Origin of the sequence: Brachybacterium huguangmaarense (assembly GCF_025725725.1) — a bacterium.
GTDB classification, from domain to species: domain Bacteria; phylum Actinomycetota; class Actinomycetes; order Actinomycetales; family Dermabacteraceae; genus Brachybacterium; species Brachybacterium huguangmaarense.
The window spans coordinates 243,757-261,219 of the sequence record NZ_CP107020.1; the positions used below are offsets into that span (position 1 = coordinate 243,757).

The 17,463-nt window shown below is 73.7% G+C and carries 20 protein-coding genes; 9 read left to right on the top strand and 11 right to left on the bottom strand.

Annotation, left to right across the window (positions count from 1 at the left end; genetic code table 11):
* Window positions 1-2: 2 nt before the first annotated feature.
* A complete protein-coding gene (locus BRM3_RS01175) occupies window positions 3-224 on the bottom strand; it encodes a BldC family transcriptional regulator (RefSeq protein WP_263595489.1) in 222 nt (73 codons plus the stop codon).
* A gap of 394 nt (window positions 225-618) precedes the next feature.
* Here BRM3_RS01175 and BRM3_RS01180 point away from each other — a divergent pair, with 394 nt between their 5' ends.
* A complete protein-coding gene (locus BRM3_RS01180; protein WP_263594286.1) occupies window positions 619-834 on the top strand; it encodes a DUF3073 domain-containing protein in 216 nt (71 codons plus the stop codon).
* A gap of 132 nt (window positions 835-966) precedes the next feature.
* On the opposite strand, the gene BRM3_RS01185 is transcribed toward BRM3_RS01180, so the two are convergent.
* The 8 genes from BRM3_RS01185 to BRM3_RS01220 all read right to left on the bottom strand — a co-directional run bounded on the left by BRM3_RS01185 (window position 967) and on the right by BRM3_RS01220 (window position 7,572).
* On the bottom strand, window positions 967-1,284 hold the full coding sequence (locus BRM3_RS01185) for a hypothetical protein (protein ID WP_263594287.1): 318 nt from the start codon (window positions 1,282-1,284) through the stop codon (window positions 967-969).
* Window positions 1,285-1,364: 80 nt separating this feature from the next.
* Window positions 1,365-2,504 carry a phosphoribosylformylglycinamidine cyclo-ligase gene (gene purM, locus BRM3_RS01190; RefSeq protein WP_263594288.1) on the bottom strand — a complete coding sequence of 380 codons (1,140 nt, stop codon included), beginning with the start codon at window positions 2,502-2,504 and terminating at the stop codon, window positions 1,365-1,367.
* Complete coding sequence (gene purF, locus BRM3_RS01195) at window positions 2,501-4,078, bottom strand: amidophosphoribosyltransferase (protein ID WP_263594289.1); 1,578 nt, start codon at window positions 4,076-4,078, stop codon at window positions 2,501-2,503. The genes purM and purF overlap by 4 nt, the downstream gene beginning before the upstream one ends.
* Before the next feature lie 7 nt (window positions 4,079-4,085).
* Window positions 4,086-4,466, bottom strand: coding sequence for a hypothetical protein (locus BRM3_RS01200; RefSeq protein ID WP_263594290.1), 381 nt, complete (start codon window positions 4,464-4,466; stop codon window positions 4,086-4,088).
* On the bottom strand, window positions 4,463-5,266 hold the full coding sequence (locus BRM3_RS01205; protein ID WP_263594291.1) for a copper homeostasis protein CutC: 804 nt from the start codon (window positions 5,264-5,266) through the stop codon (window positions 4,463-4,465). The genes BRM3_RS01200 and BRM3_RS01205 overlap by 4 nt, the downstream gene beginning before the upstream one ends.
* Entirely contained in the window at window positions 5,263-5,667 is a 405-nt protein-coding gene (locus tag BRM3_RS01210) for a sterol carrier family protein (RefSeq protein ID WP_263594292.1), read from the bottom strand. Before BRM3_RS01210 ends, BRM3_RS01205 begins: the two co-directional genes overlap by 4 nt.
* Before the next feature lie 4 nt (window positions 5,668-5,671).
* The gene (locus tag BRM3_RS01215) at window positions 5,672-6,979 is read right to left on the bottom strand and encodes an adenylosuccinate synthase (protein WP_263594293.1); all 1,308 of its coding nucleotides are present in this window, start codon (window positions 6,977-6,979) and stop codon (window positions 5,672-5,674) included.
* Between the two features lie 137 nt (window positions 6,980-7,116).
* Window positions 7,117-7,572: a DUF3151 domain-containing protein gene (locus BRM3_RS01220; protein WP_263594294.1), complete on the bottom strand. Its 456-nt coding sequence runs from the start codon at window positions 7,570-7,572 to the stop codon at window positions 7,117-7,119.
* Between the two features lie 97 nt (window positions 7,573-7,669).
* Between BRM3_RS01220 and BRM3_RS01225 the strand changes: the two genes are divergently transcribed.
* The 3 genes from BRM3_RS01225 to BRM3_RS01235 are packed head-to-tail and all read left to right on the top strand — an operon-like array spanning window position 7,670 to window position 10,457.
* Window positions 7,670-9,142: a phosphotransferase gene (locus tag BRM3_RS01225; RefSeq protein WP_263594295.1), complete on the top strand. Its 1,473-nt coding sequence runs from the start codon at window positions 7,670-7,672 to the stop codon at window positions 9,140-9,142.
* Window positions 9,139-9,564, top strand: coding sequence for a D-aminoacyl-tRNA deacylase (gene dtd / locus BRM3_RS01230; protein WP_263594296.1), 426 nt, complete (start codon window positions 9,139-9,141; stop codon window positions 9,562-9,564). Before BRM3_RS01225 ends, dtd begins: the two co-directional genes overlap by 4 nt.
* Window positions 9,565-9,611: 47 nt before the next feature.
* Window positions 9,612-10,457 carry a DNA-formamidopyrimidine glycosylase family protein gene (locus BRM3_RS01235; protein WP_263594297.1) on the top strand — a complete coding sequence of 282 codons (846 nt, stop codon included), beginning with the start codon at window positions 9,612-9,614 and terminating at the stop codon, window positions 10,455-10,457.
* 29 nt (window positions 10,458-10,486) lie between these two features.
* Here the strand turns inward: BRM3_RS01235 and BRM3_RS01240 are convergent, their stop codons facing one another.
* Complete coding sequence (locus tag BRM3_RS01240) at window positions 10,487-11,131, bottom strand: TetR/AcrR family transcriptional regulator (protein ID WP_263594298.1); 645 nt, start codon at window positions 11,129-11,131, stop codon at window positions 10,487-10,489.
* Between the two features lie 248 nt (window positions 11,132-11,379).
* Here BRM3_RS01240 and BRM3_RS01245 point away from each other — a divergent pair, with 248 nt between their 5' ends.
* The 5 genes from BRM3_RS01245 to BRM3_RS01265 all read left to right on the top strand — a co-directional run bounded on the left by BRM3_RS01245 (window position 11,380) and on the right by BRM3_RS01265 (window position 16,320).
* Window positions 11,380-13,656, top strand: coding sequence for a catalase (locus BRM3_RS01245; RefSeq protein ID WP_263594299.1), 2,277 nt, complete (start codon window positions 11,380-11,382; stop codon window positions 13,654-13,656).
* 86 nt (window positions 13,657-13,742) lie between these two features.
* Complete coding sequence (locus BRM3_RS01250) at window positions 13,743-14,318, top strand: hypothetical protein (RefSeq protein ID WP_263594300.1); 576 nt, start codon at window positions 13,743-13,745, stop codon at window positions 14,316-14,318.
* A complete protein-coding gene (locus BRM3_RS01255) occupies window positions 14,273-14,449 on the top strand; it encodes a response regulator transcription factor (protein WP_263594301.1) in 177 nt (58 codons plus the stop codon). Before BRM3_RS01250 ends, BRM3_RS01255 begins: the two co-directional genes overlap by 46 nt.
* Before the next feature lie 310 nt (window positions 14,450-14,759).
* Entirely contained in the window at window positions 14,760-15,542 is a 783-nt protein-coding gene (locus BRM3_RS01260) for a GAF and ANTAR domain-containing protein (RefSeq protein ID WP_263594302.1), read from the top strand.
* 31 nt (window positions 15,543-15,573) lie between these two features.
* Entirely contained in the window at window positions 15,574-16,320 is a 747-nt protein-coding gene (locus BRM3_RS01265; RefSeq protein ID WP_263594303.1) for a phosphoglyceromutase, read from the top strand.
* A 74-nt stretch (window positions 16,321-16,394) separates the two neighbouring features.
* Here the strand turns inward: BRM3_RS01265 and BRM3_RS01270 are convergent, their stop codons facing one another.
* Window positions 16,395-17,309 carry an ATP-binding cassette domain-containing protein gene (locus BRM3_RS01270; RefSeq protein WP_263594304.1) on the bottom strand — a complete coding sequence of 305 codons (915 nt, stop codon included), beginning with the start codon at window positions 17,307-17,309 and terminating at the stop codon, window positions 16,395-16,397.
* Window positions 17,310-17,463: the final 154 nt, after the last annotated feature.

Below are 17,463 nucleotides of genomic sequence, written 5' to 3' on the forward strand. Positions count from 1 at the left end.
GCTCAGCTGGCCGTGCGGGCCGCCTGGCTCCGCTCGAGGAGGCTCATGACCTCGTCGTGCCGATAGCGGCGATGGCCGCCGAGCGTGCGGATCGAGGACAGCTTCCCCGCCTGGGCCCAGCGGGTGACGGTCTTCGGGTCCACCCGGAAGAGCTTCGCGACCTCGGCCGGGGTCAGCAGGGCCTCCGGGGTCTCCTCGGGCGCGTCGCGTCGCTGCGGGTCGATGGGCACTTCTGCCTCCTGTGGAGAGGATCGTCGCGAGGCCCGTCGGGCCTCGCGGAGACAAGTTCGGGCCCCGGTGCTGGAGCCATGGCCTCCGCGCATCGGCGCCGACCCGTCCGTCCCGGGTCTCCGTTCGCCGTCGAGGAGGGTCCCCGTCCGGCGTCGCGCCGTCGAGGACCGCGCCCCGGCGGAGGTCCGCATGAGGCGCAGGTCTGTCATGTTACTTCCTGGTAGGCGATTGTCCATCCCGCCCCCTGCATACTCTCGCACTCGGTCGGGGTGCGTGGTACCGACGGTTTCCGGTGCACGCGCGTCACGATGTACCCTTGGACTTCGAACAACGCCATTGAACGCGCTCTTGCGCGTCCGGACAGACGACGCACAGGGGGTCAGATCCATGGGTCGTGGCCGACAGAAAGCCAAGCAGACCAAGGTGGCGCGGGACCTGAAGTACTACAGCCCGCCCACCGATCTCTCGGCTCTCCAGCGCGAGCTGCAGTCCTCCTCCGCCAACGACGAGTACGACGACGCCGAGGACTTCGACGACGAGGTCGAGGAATCCGACGACGACACGGACGACTGGGCTCCGTCACCGGCATCACGCCGCCGCTGAGGCGCGCGGCCCTCGGGCCGCCGGCGCTCACGGGCGAGACCACACATGACGGAGGGGCGACCGCGAGGTCGCCCCTCCGTCATGTGCGTGCGTCCGGGCCCGCCGGGGGCCGTCGCCGTGACGACCGCCCCGTCACCGGGCCGGACCACCCCGCTGCGCGAGCTTGTCCCTGATCCCCTGCAGGGCGCGGCCGATGCCGGTGGGCTCCTCCTCGTCCTCGGCGGGAAGCTCCACGTGGTCGACGATCGCGCGCATGGTCGCCACGTCGATGCTGGGCATGCCGCCCTCGAGCAGCACGCCGATGCGCTGGCCGACGAGCGCCTCCAGGCCGTCGGCCGGTGCGTCCCCGCGCGACCCGCGGGCCTCCTCGAGGCGCTCGCGCAGCATCCTCTCGGCCGCCGCGGAGACGGGCACCGGCTCCGGACGGCCGGCGATCGAGATGTGTTCCACGGTTGTCTCCTCTGGGGACGCCGGGGCCCTTCTGTTCCGGGCCCGTGTGGTGGCTAGGCGAGGGCCTCGCGCTCTGCCGCTCAGCCCCGGCCGGGGTGGACCCCGGACATGAGCACCGCTCCCCCGTCGACGCCCTTGGCGCCGCGCGTGAGCACGTCGTCCCCCGCGGCGGCGGGGAGCTCGTCATCCGCGAGCATCTCGCCGATCGCGCGGGCGCCGAGGCCTCGGGCGCCCAGGTGCGCGATCGTCGCGTCGGCCTCGTCCTCGGCGACCACGGCGACCATGCCGATGCCCATGTTCAGGGTGGCCTCGAGGTCCGCGAGCGGCACCGAGCCCCACGCGCCCAGGCGCGAGAAGATCGCGCCGGGCGTCCAGGTGCCGCGGTCGATGCGGGCACCGAGCCCCGCCGGGATCACCCGGGCGAGGTTCGCGGCGAGTCCGCCGCCGGTCACGTGGCTGAGGGCGTGCAGGCCGGCTCCCGCGGGCGAGCCCAGCAGGTCCAGGAGGTCCGCGGTGTAGATGCGGGTGGGCTCGAGGGCCTCCTCGCCGAGCGTGCGGCCCAGCTCGTCGTCGTGGCGCTCCCAGCCGTAGCCGCGCGCGGCGAGCACGGCCCGCACGAGCGAGTAGCCGTTGGAGTGCAGGCCCGAGGAGTCCATGCCGATCACGACGTCGCCCGCGCGCACGCGCTCGGGGCCGAGCACGGCGTCGGCCTCGACGACGCCCACGGCGGCGCCCGCGACGTCGTAGTCGTCGGGCCCCATGAGCCCGGGGTGCTCGGCGGTCTCGCCGCCCACGAGCGCGCAGCCGGCGATCCGGCAGCCCTCGGCGATGCCGCGCACGATGTCGGCGATCCGCTCGGGCACGACCCGTCCGCACGCGATGTAGTCGGTCATGGCCAGGGGCCGCGCCCCGACCACGATGATGTCGTCGACGACCATCGCCACGAGGTCCTGGCCGATCGTGTCGTGCACGTCGAGGGCCCGGGCGACCGCGATCTTGGTGCCGACGCCGTCGGTCGACGAGGCGAGCAGCGGGCGGCGGTAGTCCTTGAGCGCCGAGACGTCGAGCAGGCCGGCGAAGGCGCCGACCCCGCCGAGCACCTCGGGCCCGTGCGTCGCCGCGACGGCCTCCTTCATCAGCTCGACGGCGCGGTCGCCGGCGCGGGTGTCGACGCCGGCGCCGGCATAGGTGATCGCGCCGGTCGGGGCGGGTGTCGTCATCGGGCGGGCTCCTCGGTGCGGTCGGCGGCGCGGGGCGAGGTTCTCGGGGCCTCGGAGGCGGCGCCGACCGGGTGCAGCTCGGCCTCGCGCGCGGCCGCCTCGGCGCCGCCCCGCTTGAGCTCGAGCACGCTCTTGCCCAGGAGCGACGGATCGGGCAGCCGCACCGGGTAGGTGCCGGTGAAGCAGGCGGTGCACAGGTGCTCCGGCTCCTGGCGGGTCGCGGCGATCATGCCGTCCTCGGAGATGAAGCCGAGGGAGTCCGCCCCGATCGAGCGGGCGATCTCGTCGGCGTCGAGGCCGTTGGCGATCAGCTCGGCGCGGCTCGCGAAGTCGATCCCGTAGTAGCAGGGCCAGCGGACGGGCGGCGAGGAGATCCGCACGTGGACCTCGGCCGCGCCGGCCTCGCGCAGCATGCGCACGACGGCGCGCTGGGTGTTGCCGCGCACGATCGAGTCGTCGATGACGACGAGGCGCTTGCCCGCGATGACCTCGCGCAGAGGGTTGAGCTTGAGCCGGATCCCGAGCTGGCGGATGGTCTGGCTGGGCTGGATGAAGGTGCGCCCGACGTAGGCGTTCTTGACCATGCCCTGGCCGTACGGGATGCCGGACTCCTGGGCGTAGCCGATCGCGGCCGGGGTGCCCGACTCCGGCGTCGGGATCACGAGGTCCGCCTCGACGGCGTGCTCGCGGGCGAGCTGGCGGCCCATCTCGATGCGCGACTCGTTGACGCTGCGCCCCGCGATGCGGGTGTCGGGGCGGGCGAGGTAGACGTACTCGAACACGCAGCCCTTGGGCTGGGGCTCGATCACCTGCTCGCTGCGCAGGCCCTGCTCGTCGATCGTGATCATCTCGCCGGGCGCGATCTCGCGCACGAAGCTCGCGCCGCAGATGTCCAGGGCGGCGGTCTCGGACGCCACGACCCAGCCGCGCTCGAGGCGCCCGAGCACGAGAGGCCGGATGCCCTGGGGGTCCCGCGCGGCGTAGAGCGACGTCTCGTCCATGAGCACGAAGCAGTAGGCGCCGCGCAGGTGGGGCATGAGGTCGCGCAGCGAGTCCGAGAGCTCGCCGGGCGTGTTGAGCAGCGCGGTCACGAGCGCGGTGTCGGTCGTGTTGCCGCGCGCGATCTCGCCCGCGCGGCGGGCGGTGCCCCCCGTGCGCTCGGCGAGAAGGTCGACGAGCTCGTGGGTGTTGACGAGGTTGCCGTTGTGGGCGAGGGCGACGGTGCCGTCGCGACGCGGCCCCAGGGTCGGCTGGGCGTTGGACCAGACGGAGCCGCCGGTCGTCGAGTAGCGGGCGTGCCCGATCGCGATGTGCCCCGTCAGGGAGTTGAGGGCGGCCTCGTCGAACACCTGGGAGACCAGTCCCATGTCCTTGTAGACGAGGATCTGCGAGCCGTTGGAGGCGGCGATGCCGGCCGACTCCTGCCCACGGTGCTGCAGCGCGTACAGCCCGTAATAGGTGAGCTTGGCGACCTCCTCGCCGGGGGCGAAGACGCCGAAGACGCCGCAGGAGTCCTGCGGCCCCTTCTCACCGGGGAGGAGGTCATGAGTCAGGAGTCCGTCGCCTCGTGCCACGACCCCATCATCCCACAGGGGGCTCGCCGGGCCCATGTGCCGTCCGTCGCCGTCGGCGTTCGAGCACCGCGTCGACGACGGCCGCGACGAGCGCGAGGGGGAACCCGATCAGGAGCGCGGCGGTCACGCCGAAGTAGAGCATGCCCGTGAGGGTCCGGACGTCGACCACCCAGGCCACGACCATGCCGGCGAGGAAGGGGATCACGAGGACGAGGGCCACCCAGAACCCCAGGGCGGGCACGCGGCGGCGGCGCACCAGGAGCACCTGGCCATCCTCGGGGCGGGGCTCCCCGGACGCGTCGGGCTCGCGATCGTCGGGCGCGTCGGGCTCGCGGTCCTCGGGCGCGTCGGGCTCGGCGGGGCTGTCGAGGGGGCGGGGGTCGGTCACAGTGCTCCTGCGGCGTCGACGGCGGCCGTGCAGACCGCCGGATCGGTGAGGGTGTCGGGGTTCTCGTCCGCGGGGCCCGAGGGCAGGCGCCCGGACAGGTGGATGTCGGCGACGCCGGTCGCGCGGACGAGAGGGGCGATGTCGGCGGGGCGGATGCCGCCGCCCGCGCACACGTCGACGAGGCCGTCGGCGGCCTCGACCATCGCGGCGATGTCGGCGGTCCCGTCGATCGCGCGGACCGCGCCGCCCGAGGTGAGGGCCCGGTGGAAGCCGAGCGGGACGAGGGCCTCGACGGCCGCGACGCGGGCCGCCGCGTCGGGCAGGGCGTCGAGCGCCCGATGGCATGTCAGCTGCACCGAGCGCACGGCGCGGGAGGCGGCGTGGAGGGCGGCGTCGCGGAGGGCCTCGAGGGCTGCCAGGTCGAGCGCCCAGGTGCCGTGCTCGTCGCGCGCGAGGGCGCCGAGGACGACGCCCGCGGCGCCGGCCTCGACCGCCGCGGCCGCCTGGGCGGCCATCTGCTCGACCTGCTCGGCCGTGCAGGAGAACTGCTCGGGGTGCTCGTGGACCTGCGCCGTGCCGCCGGGCGGCCGGATCAGCACGTGCACCTCGAAGGAGGCGACGGCGTCGCGCGACGCGACGAGGGCGGCGGCGCGTGCGACGCAGAGGCGCACGAGCTCCGGGGGCGGGGTGGTCCCGCCCGAGGCCAGGTCGGTGCACAGCTCGACCCGGGAGGCCCCGGCGTGGGCGGCGACGACGAGCCCCGCCTCATCCTCGACGGCGATCTCGACCGCGACGCTCATGCGCGCTCCCCCGTCTCGAGGTCGCGCACGTCGCGACGCGGGCCGGGCAGGGGCAGCATCTCGGTGAGGTCGCTGCGCTCCCCGCTCGCGCTGATGCGGCCCGCGGCACGGGCCGCGGACCAGGTCAGGCTCCCGGTGACGAGCTCGAGCCAGGTCGCGGCGTCGGTCTCGACCACGGCGGGAGGGGTGCCGCGGTGGTGGTGCATGCCCGCGACCGCCTGCACGGCCCCGTACGGGGGCACGCGCAGCTCGACGCTCCCGCCGGGGAACTCCTCGGCGAACAGCTCGAGCGTGTGGCGCACGGCGGGACCGAGCACGGCCCGTCGGGCGGCCGCGGGCTCGGCGGCCCAGGCGCGCAGGGCCGCGCGGCCCTCCTCCGGATCGGTGCGACGGCGGATCACCACGTCAGCGGATCTCCCGGGCGCCGTGGGGCAGCAGGTCGTGCACCGCGATCGTGTCCTCGCGGTCCGGGCCCACCCCGATCGCGCTGATCCGGCAGCCCGCGAGCTCCTCGAGGCGCTCGACGTAGGCGCGGGCGTTCGCGGGCAGGTCCTCGACCGTGCGGCACGCCGAGAGGTCCTCGGTCCACCCGGGCAGCGTCTCGTAGACGGGCACGGCGTGGTGGAACTCGGTCTGCGTCATGGGCATCTCGTGGTGCAGCACGCCGTCGACGTCGTAGGCCACGCAGATCGGCACCTCCTCGATGCCGGTGAGCACGTCGAGCTTGGTCAGCACGATGTCGGTGAAGCCGTTGATGCGCTGGGCATGACGGATCATGAGCGCGTCGTACCAGCCGCAGCGGCGGGGACGACCGGTGTTGACGCCCACCTCGCCGCCCGTCGTCTGGAGGTACTCGCCCCACGTGTCCTCGAGCTCGGTCGGGAAGGGGCCCGCGCCCACGCGCGTCGTGTACGCCTTGACGATGCCGATCACGCGGTCGATCCGGGTGGGCCCCACGCCGCTTCCCGTGCACGCGCCGCCCGCGGTCGGGTTGGAGCTGGTCACGAACGGGTAGGTGCCGTGGTCGACGTCGAGATAGGTGGCCTGGCCGCCCTCCATGAGCACGACCTCGTCGCGGTCGAGGGCGGCGTTGAGCAGCTCGACCGTGTCGACCACCATCGGGCGCAGACGGTCGGCGTAGGACAGCAGGGCCTCGGTGATCTCGTCGACGTCGATCGCGCGCCGGTTGTAGAGCTTGACGAGCAGCTCGTTCTTCTGGCGCAGCGCGCCCTCGACCTTCTGGCGCAGGATCGAGGCGTCGAACAGGTCCTGGACGCGGATGCCGAGGCGCCCGACCTTGTCCATGTAGGCGGGGCCGATGCCGCGCCCCGTGGTGCCGATCGCGCGCTTGCCCAGGAAGCGCTCGCTGACCTTGTCGAGGGTCTGGTGGTACGGGGCGACGACGTGGGCGTCCGCGCTCACCCGCAGGCGCGTGGTGTCGACGCCGCGGGCCTCGAGCACGCCGATCTCCTCGAACAGGGCCTCGAGGTTGACCACGACGCCGTTGCCGATGACCGGCGTGACCTGCGGCGACAGGATGCCGGCGGGGAGCAGCTTGAGCTCGAACTTCTCCCCGTGCACGACGACGGTGTGGCCCGCGTTGTTGCCGCCGTTGGGCTTGACGACGTAGTCGACGCGCTCGCCGAGGAGGTCCGTGGCCTTGCCCTTGCCCTCGTCCCCCCACTGGGCCCCGACGATCACGACTGCGGGCATGGCGACTCCAATACGACGGGGACTCTCGGTGGCGGACTCCGGGGCGCGCGACGGCGGGTCCGGGGGCGCCGGAGGACCGGGCCAGCCTAGCAACGGGCGTCCCGGCGTCCCCTGGGCGTCCGCCGGGGCGGCGGCGGTCAGTCGAGCAGGCTCGGGTCCGCGTCGCGCAGGAGGTCCTCGATGCGGGCCGCCTCGTCGTCCTCGCCGATGCGTCGCGCGGCCTCGCCCAGCACCGCGAGGGCGCGCAGGAAGCCGCGGTTGGGGGCGTGGGAGGCGGGGATCGGGCCCTGGCCGCGCCAGCCGGCCCGGCGCAGGGCGTCGAGGCCGCGGTGGTAGCCGGTCCGGGCGTACGCGTAGGCGGCGACGACCTCGTTCTCGGCGAGCGCCTCCTGGCCCAGGAGCGCCCAGGCCAGGCTCGAGGCGGGATGCAGGGCGGCCTGCTCGCTCGGGTCGGCGCCCTCGGCGATGGCGGCCGCGACCTCCATGTCGGGGTGATCCTCGGGCAGCAGGGTCGGGGCGATGCCCAGCAGGTTCTGCGGGGGCTTCGGCGCGGACTGGGGATCGGGCGTGGATGTGGTCTCGGAATCGGACATGACCACATGGTAGGTGGGGAGCGCGGGAGCAGGGGAACCGCTCCGCGGTGAGCGCGGCCGTTGGGTGCCGGGACCGCCCGCCTGGTAGAAACGACCCATGTCGCAATCCCTCGACGGCTCGGAGCTGCTCACGGGTCCGGAGGCGGGCGGGCTCCTGGTCTCGGCCGTGTCCAACGCCGGCGGTGTGCTCCAGTCCTGGGAGCTCGACCATGTCGACCACCGTCCCGGCCGGTCCACCAAGGCGCTGTACCGCACGCTCGTGTCCTGGCCCGAGCTCGACGGGCCCCACGCCGCGCCGCGCGAGGAGCTGTTCGGCGCGAGCGCCCACATCGGCGAGCCGGAGAAGGACCTCCGCAACGCCGAGCAGTCCCTGCTCATGACGGACGGCGACATCACGGTGCGCGTGTGGCGCTACCCCAACGACCCGTGGCTGCCGATGCTCGCGCGCGTGTGCTACCCGGACGTGGTCGGCGCGACCCTCGAGGAGCTCGGGGTCGCGACGGGTGCGGCACCGGGGACCCCGCTCCCCCTCGACGTCGTCTCGTACCGCCCCGGGCGCCGCGCCGTGCTGCGCGTGCAGCTCGCGGGGGCGGCCGTGTACCTCAAGGTGATGCAGCCCCACCGCAGCGGCGAGATCGTCGAGCGCCATCAGCACCTGGCGTCGGCGGGCGTGCCGGTGCCCGCCGTGCTCGCCCATCACGAGGGCCTCGTCGTGCTCGCGGAGCTGCCGGGCCGTCCGCTCGCGCGGGCCGTGCTCGAGGAGGGCACGGCCGCGTGCCGCGCCGAGGACCTCGTGGCGCTGCTCGACCGCCTGCCCGCCTCGCTCTACACGGCGCCCCTGCGCGCCCCGTGGACCGACTCGGCCGCGTTCTACGCGGGCATCGTCGGCTCCTCCGTGCCGGCGCTCGGGTCCCGGCTCGACGCGCTCGTGGGCGCGATCCGGGCGGGGCTCGCCGACGTCGACCGGCGCATCGGGCTGCGCCCGCACGACGTCGTGCACGGCGACTTCTACGAGGCCCAGGTGTTCGTCGACGGCGGGCGCGTGGTGGGCCTGCTGGACATCGACACGGTCGGGCCGGGGCGGCGCGCCGATGACCTCGCGTGCCTCCTCGCGCACCTGAGCGTGCTCGCCGACTACGGCGCGACGGGCCGCATCGCGCCCGAGGTCCACGCCCGGGTCGAGCAGGCGATCACGGCGTGGGGGGCGACCTTCGCCGAGCGCGTCGACCCGCAGGAGCTCTCGCTGCGCGCCGCCGGGGTGGTGCTGAGCCTGGCCACGGGCCCGCATCGCCAGCAGGAGGCCGCGTGGGAGGCCGCGACCGAGGCGATCGTGCGCGTCGCCGAGCGCTGGGCGGCGCACGCCCGGGCGCTCGCGGCGAGCGGACGGTCCGAACGGCATGTGCCGCCCGTCCGGAGCGACGCGAGCTTCCCCCCGATGCCCCAGGCCCCGTCCTCCCGGATCGCGGCGCGTCCGCCCGCCCACAGCGGTCCGGTGCCGGACCCGTCGTCCGATCGGGACGCCCCGACGCAGGAGCGGCGCCTCCGGTCGCTCGACGGGGGCCGGCCGTGAGGGCCGTGCTCCAGCGGGTGGACTCCGCGAGCGTCGAGGTCGACGGCGAGGTCGTCGGCGCGGTCGAGGGCGAGGGGCTGCTCGTGCTGCTCGGCGTCACGCACGGCGACGGGGCCGAGCAGGTCGCCACGATCGCCCGCAAGATCTGCGAGCTGAGGATCCTCGAGGGCGAGCGCTCGGTGTCCGAGGCGGGCGCGGCCGTGCTCGTGGTCTCGCAGTTCACGCTCTACGGCCAGACCCGCAAGGGACGGCGCCCCTCCTGGACGCAGGCCGCGCCCGGACCGGTCGCCGAGCCGCTCGTGGACGCGGTCGTGGCGGCCGTGCGCGAGCGCGGGGTCGAGGCGGCGACCGGTCGCTTCGGCGCCCACATGCGCGTCTCGCTCGTCAACGACGGCCCCTTCACGGTTCTCGTCGAGGCCTGACCTCGTCGAGCCCTGACCTCCGCACCCGGCGGGCGCATACTGGGGCGATGCCGGAGCTGCCCGAGGTCGACGCTCTCGTGGGCTTCCTGCGCACGCGGGCCGTCGGCGAGCGCGTCGAGCGCGCCGACCTCGCCGAGCTGAGCCTCCTGAAGACCTATGACCCGCCGCTGACCGCCCTGGTCGGCCGCACGGTCGACGACGTCTCCCGAGTGGGCAAGGCGCTCATCCTGACCCTGGGCGACCTCGAGCTGGTGTGCCGCCTCGCGCGCGCCGGCTGGCTCGCCTGGCACGACCGCGTGCCGGCCACGGCGGTGCGCATGGGCCGGGGCCCGCTCGGGCTGCGCGTGTCCTTCACCTCGGGCGCGGGCTTCGACCTGCGCGAGGCGGGGACCACCAAGAACGCCTCCGTCGCCCTCGTGCACGACCGTCACGAGGTGCCGGCCGTCGCGCAGGCCGGGCCGGACGCCGGCTCGATCGACGCCGAGACCTTCGCGGCCGCGCTCGGCGGCACGCGGGCGCGCATCAAGAACGCGCTCGTGGATCAGAGGCTGCTCGCGGGCATCGGCAACGCGTACTCCGACGAGATCCTGCACGTCGCCCGCCTGTCCCCCTTCGCCCCCGCGCACGGGGTCGACCCGGACCACGTGCTCGAGGCGATGCGCGGCGTGCTGGGCACGGCGCGCGAGGCGCTCGAGGGCCTGCCGCCCGCGCAGATCAAGGCCGCCAAGAAGCGCGGTCTGCGGGTGCACGGCCGCGCGGGCGAGCCGTGCCCGGTGTGCGGGACCACGATCGCGGAGGTCTCGTACGCCGACACCTCGCTGCAGTACTGCCCCACGTGCCAGACGGGCGGCCGGCGGCTGAGCGACCGTCGGATGGACCGGCTGCTCCGGTAGGGCGGGTGCGCCCCGATGGCTCCGTGCCGCTAAGCCCGCAGCATGGCGAGCAGCGTCGCGCAGTCCGGCGCGGTCGTTCCGGCGGTGGCCGGCTGGATGTCCCCGATCGTCGCTTCGCGGGTGGCATGCCCGAGTGAGGTGGACACGAGCACGCGCGCGGCCCACTCGATGTCGACGCGCGGGTCGACCACACCGTCCTCGGCGCACAGGCGCAGCGCGTGCTCGGCGAGACGCTCGTAGACGCGCCGCAGCCGAGCGATGCGCAGCCGCAAGGGGTGGTCGTGCCCGATCGCCTCGGTGCACAGGACCGCCACCAGCTGACGGTGCTCGGGATCGTCGACGAGCCCCTGCCGGATGAGCTCCTCCGCCACGCCCCGGTCGCCCTCGAGCAGCCGGTCGATCGCGCTCTGGGCGCGCTGCTCGATCTCGCCCACGACGGCGGCGAGCAGGGCGTCCTTCGGGGCGAAGTAGTGCAGCAGGCCGGGATGGGAGATCCCGACGTCGGCCGAGATCTCACGGAGGCTCGTGCCGCGGTAGCCGCGCTCGGCGAACATGCGGCTGGCGGCCTCGACGACCGCGCGCCGGCGGTTGGTGGAGCCCGACGGGGGCCGCATGCCGGCGCGCTGGTCCGCGCCGGGCGGACCAGCCAGGGCAGGTCGCGAGGGTGCGACCATGGGGTCCTGCTCCCCCCGGCCAAGGAGGGCCGTCCTCCGCTCCGCGTCTCCGACGACTGCGTTCTCCGTGCTCCTCGTGCCGGTCATGGTCACTCCCGTGTCGCACCGGGCGCTGCTTGCCCGGTTCCCCGATCGTGCCCGACCGACCGGGCGGTCGCAACACCCCTAAGGGTGGTGCGCGCAGGCGATGTCCGTGGTCACCATGGGATGGCATCCGACCTTCGCCCCCTTCGATGTCAGGAGCGTCCATGTCCTCCCACGATGAGTCCACCCCTCCGGTCGACGCCGCGGACGGCTCCGGCCCGACGCCTCCGTCCGTGACTCCCGCGCCCGGTCGGCCCGGCGCACGGCCGCCGCAGTTCGATGAGCCGACGACCCCGACCGACGCTCCCCTCACCTCCCCGGACCAGGCCGCCGCCGAGCCGCGGACCCCGACGGGAGCCGTGCCGAGCGCCGACGACGCGACCACCGCGCAGCAGGGAGAGCGCCTGACCACGTCCCAGGGCGCGCGCCTGCGGGACACCGACCACTCGCTGCGCGCGGGAGCACGCGGCCCCGTCCTCCTCCAGGACCACCATCTGCGCGAGAAGATCACCCACTTCGATCACGAGCGCATCCCGGAGCGTGTGGTCCACGCGCGCGGCGCGGCGGCGCACGGCGTCTTCGAGAGCTTCGGGACCGCGGCGTCGGTGACCTGCGCCGACTTCCTCGCCCCGGGGCGGCGCACCGAGGTCTTCACCCGCTTCTCGACCGTCGTGGGATCGCGCGGGTCCATGGACACGGCGCGCGACACCCGCGGGTTCGCCACCAAGTTCTACACGGACGAGGGCACGTTCGACCTCGTCGGCAACAACATCCCCGTCTTCTTCATCCAGGACGCGATCAAGTTCCCCGACGTCATCCATGCCGCCAAGCCACATCCCGACCGCGAGATCCCCCAGGCCCAGAGCGCGCACGACACCTTCTGGGACTTCGTCTCGCTGCACACCGAGGCGCAGCACCACACCATCTGGTTCATGGCCGACCGCGGCATCCCGCGCTCCTTCCGCATGATGGAGGGTTTCGGCATCCACACGTTCCGCCTCACCAACGCCGACGGCGAGACCTCGCTCGTGAAGTTCCACTGGAAGCCGCTGCTCGGCGTGCACTCCCTCACGTGGGAGGAGGCCCAGATGATCGGCGGCACCGATCCGGACTTCCACCGGCGCGACCTCGCAGACGCGATCGAGGCGGGCGCATACCCGCAGTGGGAGCTCGGCCTCCAGGTCCTGCCCGATGACCCTGAGCAGATGTTCGACGGGATCGACCTGCTGGACCCGACGAAGATCATCCCCGAGGAGCTCGTGCCCGTGCAGCGCGTCGGGCGCCTCACGCTCGATCACAACCCGCGCAACTACTTCGCGGAGACCGAGCAGGTGGCCTTCCACCCCGGCAATCTCGTGCCCGGCATCGACGTCACCGACGACCCGCTGCTGCAGGGCCGTCTGTTCTCCTACCTCGACACCCAGATCACGCGACTGGGCGGCCCCAACTTCGCCCAGCTGCCGATCAACCGTGCGCACGCCCCGGTCAACGACATGCTGCGCGACGGCTACGGGCAGCAGGCCGACCATGCCGGCGTCGCGCCGTACCGCCCGAACTCCCTCGACGGCGGATGCCCGTTCACCGCCGGCGCCGACGAGCACGCCTTCGAGGACCTGCCGGTGCGCGTGGCCGAGTCGGTCCGGGAGCGGCGCAACCCGGAGTCCTTCTCCGACCACTTCACCCAGCCCCGCATGTTCTGGGCGAGCATGACGGACGTCGAGAAGGCGCACATCGTTTCGGCGTACGCGTTCGAGCTCGGGCGCTGCTACGAGACGACGATCCGCGAGCGTCAGCTGGCGTGCCTCGCGCAGATCGACCCCGAGCTGTGCCGCGGCGTCGCCGAGGCGCTCGGGCTCCCCGCTCCGAAGTCGCCGGACCTCCCGGACGTCACGCCGAGCCCGGCGCTGTCGCAGGTGGGCGGCACGTGGCCCGTGGCCGGACGCACCGTGGGCATCGTCGTCGACCCGGAGGCACCGGACGCGGACCTCGCGGCCCTGCACGAGGCCGTCGTCGCCGTCTCGATGACGCCGCTCGTCATCGCGCCTGTCGGCGGCACGGTCGGCGGGGTCCCGGTGGGGCGCACGTTCGCGACCGGTCGCTCCGTGGAGCTCGACGCGGTGCTGCTCGCGGGCGCACCCGCGCCGGGTGCGGACGCCGTGCCGGCCCTGGATGTCAAGGCGGGCGCGCCCGGCGCGCCCGGCACGGACCCGCGCCTCACGCTCCTGCTCGAGGAGTGCTGGCGTCACGCCAAGCCGATCGGGGCATGGGGCGCGGGACGGGACGCCGCCACGACCGCCGGGCTCACCGAGGGCATGCCCGGCGTCCACCTGGGCGAGGACGCGTTCTCGGTGCTCGAGGCCGTCGCCGAGCAGCTCGCACAGCACCGTGTCTGGGAGCGCTTCGAGGCGCCGTCGTTCTCCGCGGGAGGTGCCGACCGCTGACCGTCCGCGGTCGCCGCTCGCGGGAACGTGCCGTACGCTGAGCGAACCGGCTCGAGCCCGCGGCTGGTCGACCCTGGGGAGCGCTCGTGCCTGCCGACGCCCTGGTCCGCCCGCTGTGCCGTGCCGGCCTCCCGTCCTCCGCCACTCTCCGGGTGGGGCTCGTGGACGACTGCGAGATCACGATCCTGGGAGTGCGCGAGGCGATCGCCGGAGGCGATCGGGCGATCGAGGTGATGCCGATGGCGGTCTCGGGGCCCTCGACCGGCCACGTCGACATCGCCCTGTACGACCCGCACCTCGCCGCCGTCGGATCGCGCTGGGACGTCATGGAGAGGCTGTGCGCGAACCCGCGGATCGATGCCGTGGTCCTCTACACCTCTGTGCTCGGCGAGGTGTGGGTCGATGCCGCCCTCTCGCTCGGTGCCGCCGCCGCGGTCTCCAAGAGACTGGGCGGTGACGAGCTGGCCGCCGCTCTACGCCGGATCGCAGGAGGTCGGGCCGGAGCACGCGTGCTCACCACAGCTCTCTCCCCACCCTCCCTGCGGCACCGTCGCGCGAGCCGGCGCCCGGCGCCCTCGCCCTATCGCCGCGCGAGACGGATGTCGTCCGCCTGGTCGTGCACGGACGCTCGAACGAGGAAATCTGCGAACGCCTCCACCTGAGCATCAACACGGTCAAGACCTACATCCGCGCCGCCTACGCGAAGATGTCCGTCACCACGCGCAGCCAGGCCGTGCGCTGGGGCCTCGAGCACGGGCTGGGCGGGACGGCGACCACGGAGGGGCGCGGCTGAGATCCGCGGAGCAGGACCGACCCGTCAGCGAGCGGCCCCCGAGCCCGTGGTCTCGAGCACCGGGAGCCTCGCGACACGCTCGCCCCGGGCCGAGCACCCCGCGTCCGACCAGGCCACCACACGCTCCGTCGGATGCACCACCCCCGGGCGGCAGTTTTCGCAGGATGCCTGGCTGCGCGCGGCTCCCCGCCTCGACCGTACGGTTGGTACCCTCGCACCGGACGCGGTGCCGCTGACCGCCGGTGCCCCGCGGAGAACCCGGCCGCGGTGTTGCGATCATCGGCGAGATCCCGTCCGTCTGGAGAGCCCCATGTCCAATCACCCCTCAGAGCCCTCGCCGTCCGATCCGCTCGCCGCTCCCGACGTCGCTCAGGCCTTCGCGCGACTGCACGCGGTCATGACCTCCGGCACGAGCGCCGTCGACGCCACCAAGCTCCTGCGGACGTGCGTGAGCCTCGTCCCGAACGTCGAGCACGCGAGCATCACCCTCGTGCGCAGATCGCGGCCGCCGCGCAGCGTCGCCGCCACGAGCGATGTGCCGGGACTGATCGATGCGCTCCAGTACGAGGTCGGCGAGGGGCCCTGCCTCGAGGCCGCGACCGAGGACACCGTGGTGCTGAGCGAGGATCTCGCGGCCGATGTGCGGTGGCCCCGCTTCTCGGCCCGGTGCGTGCACGCCACGAGCATCAGCAGCATGCTCTGCGCGCGCCTCCTGCTCGCCGACGGGGACAGCGGGGCCCTCAACCTGTATGCGACGCGTCCCCATGCCTTCGCCGACGCCGACGTCACGATCACGAGCGTGCTCGCGACCTTCGCCGCGCTCGCGCTCGCCCATGAGCTGCACGAGAGCGACGTCGCCGGGCTCAACACCGCGCTCAGCTCGAACCGGCAGATCGCGACTGCGATCGGGATCCTCATGTCCCGTCACCAGCTCACGCGCGACGCCGCTTTCGACCGCCTGCGGACGGCCAGCAACCATCTCAACCGCAAGCTCGCCGAGCTCGCCGCGACCGTCGAGTACACGGGCGATCTCCCCTCCAGCCCCCGGCCCCGGTCGGCTCGATCGGACGACCCCGGTGCGGACGTCCCGTGACCGGGCCCTGCGCCCCGCGTACCCTGGCCCCATGACCTACACACTCGTGCTGCTCCGCCATGGCGAGAGCGATTGGAACGCCAAGAACCTCTTCACCGGCTGGGTCGACGTGCCGCTCTCCGAGAAGGGCAAGGACGAGGCCGCCAACGGTGGCGAGCTGCTGAAGAAGGAGGGCGTCCTTCCCGACGTCGTCCACACCTCGCTGCTGCGCCGCGCGATCACGACCGCGAACCTCGCGCTCGACGTCGCCGACCGCCACTGGATCCCCGTCAAGCGCGACTGGCGCCTGAACGAACGTCACTACGGCGCGCTGCAGGGCATGAACAAGACCGAGATCCGCGAGAAGTACGGCGAGGACCAGTTCATGCAGTGGCGCCGGTCCTACGACGTGCCGCCGCCGGACATCGAGTTCGGGACCGAGTTCAGCCAGGACCAGGACCCGCGCTACGCCGGTCTGGGCGACGAGCTGCCCAAGGCCGAGTGCCTCAAGGACGTCGTCACCCGCTTCCTGCCGTACTGGGAGGAGGGCATCAAGCCCGACCTCGCGGCCGGCAAGACCGTGCTGATCGCCGCGCACGGCAACTCCCTGCGCGCGCTCGTGAAGTTCCTCGACGGCATCTCCGACGACGACATCGCGGGCCTCAACATCCCGACCGGTCAGCCCCTCGTCTACGAGCTGGACGAGAACTTCGCGCCGGTCACCCCGGGCGGCCGCTACCTCGACGAGGTCGCGGCGAAGGCCGCCGCCGAGGCCGTCGCCAACCAGGGCAAGAAGTGAGCTGAGCGATCTCCCGCTCGTGACGGGGCCCTTCCGGATGCGTCCGGGAGGGCCCCGTCGGGGGTCGTCGCCGCTCAGGCGCCGGGTGCCGCGGCGCCGACGGGAGGCAGGAGTCGCTCCGGCCGCCCGTCCTCGACGCGCCAGACCTCGTCCCCGTCCTCGACGCCGAGATCCTTGTGGGTGATCACGACGACGAAGCGGTCGGCGCCCGTCTCGCGCAGCAGCGCCACGAAGTCGGCGTCGCCGGCCACGTCGATCGCGCTCGTGGGCTCGTCGAGCACCCACATCGGCCGGTCCTGGAGCAGCAGGCGGGCCAGGCACAGGCGCTGGAACTGACCGCCCGAGAACGCCGCCCCCTGCGTGTAGCTCTCCCCGACCCGTCGGTCCAGGAGGTCGGGGACCGTGTCGATCAGGGCGCCGAGCCCCGTCCGGCGCAGCGCCGCCAGGATCTCCGGGTCCGAGGCCTCGACCCCCATGCGCACGAAGTCGCGCACCGGCAGCGGCAGCAGCGCCTCGTCCTGGTGCAGGACGCTCACCTCCTGCCAGTGCGGCTCCCCGCAGCTGCCGTCGCCGCGCCGCCAGCGGACCGTGCCCGCATCGGGCTGCAGCGCCCCGGCGACGAGCTTGGCGAGCGTGCTCTTGCCGGCGCCGTTCGGCCCGGTCAGGACGATCATCCCGGTCCCGGCGAAGCGACCGCTCGCATGGTCCACGGCCGGCGCGGTCCGGCCGCGGTAGGTGAAGGTCGCGGACTCGACCTCGACGGCCTCGATCCGCGTCGGGGACGTGCTCCGCGGCGCCTCGGCGGAGGACGGCACGAGCGGGGCGTCGAGGTCGCCGACGAACTGCGCGATCTGGGCGACGCCCGAGCCCCAGACCACCAGCTGGGCGAGGGTGCCGAGCGCGGTCACCGAGCTCGCGACGATCGCCATGTCCCCCACGGACACGCCCTGCCCACGCAGCAGCACGAGCAGCGCGGCGACGACGAACATCGTGGTCAGCAGCGCTGTCGCGAGGCCCAGCAGGGCCTCGTTCCGCTGCGCGCCGAGCAGCAGGGCGCGGACCGCGCTCCAGCATGTCGATGGTCTGCTCCGCGCTCGGCGTCGGCCGTACGGCGTCGCTGCCGGGACGGATCCACCGAATCAT